Raw genomic sequence first — 835 nt, forward strand, 5'->3', positions numbered from 1 at the left:
CCGACGCCCGGGTCAGTTGGTCGTCGTCGACCGTGTCGAGTTGGTTAGCGGGCGGTCCACCCAGTTGTGCCTCACCTGTGGCGGTCCCGGCGCTCGCAGAGACTGGCCCTGCGATAACCGAGAATACCACGATGAGAGTGAGTGCAAGACTCAACCCTTGTCGGGAGAGCCTGCGGTAGCGACTCATATCTCACCCAACAGATAGAAACGGCATAATACTTTTGAATGTGAAAATTTCTGAAAGGTCGATGCCTGGTCTCGGGCGGACCTCACGCCGTTGAAATCAACCCCCGTCGTCGCAAGCGACACGGCGCGGTCGCCGCCGACGTGCGAATATCCATAATATATGTTATGATATCGGCGGTGTCGACTTGGCTCCCGCGTAAGCGAGGGGCGTTGCGAGGCGACCGCGGGTGGCGGTTGCGAGGCGACCGCGGTGGACGGAACGCGAGTGACCGACAGAGATGTAACAGACGTATCTTCATCACACTGGGACAGCCGACCACGGTTTGGCGCGTTCGACCTCGGCCGAGAACACGCGTGTCGGACGCTCTCGAACGCGATGAGACTCGCGGTCACGACCACCCGACCGTGTGAGACCCGTTCGGCCGCCGCTCTCGTCCGCTTGGGGGGAACGATTATCATCGTGGTCGTTGGAGTTGTAGTCGAAACTCGATAGGATATCTCAAGGGGTGGGTGAGATACTGCTCAGAGCCGCCACAAAGGGTGGGTAATCAGAATGGTTAACAAGCGATACGAAGCAGGAGAGAACGTACCGACGGATATCTGCTCGGTTCCCGCTGCCGAGGATGTGCTGACGTTCGCCGTGCCGGTC

Annotated in this window: 1 protein-coding gene; it reads right to left on the reverse strand. The window is 59.5% G+C overall.

Annotated features, from left to right (window positions below):
- Positions 1-187: hypothetical protein (locus DVK01_RS21000; RefSeq protein WP_147435228.1), on the reverse strand; the 187-nt coding region annotated here is incomplete at its 3' end.
- Positions 188-835: the final 648 nt, after the last annotated feature.

Origin of the sequence: Haloarcula sp. Atlit-120R, from assembly GCF_003665885.1 — an archaeon.
GTDB lineage: Archaea > Halobacteriota > Halobacteria > Halobacteriales > Haloarculaceae > Haloarcula > Haloarcula taiwanensis.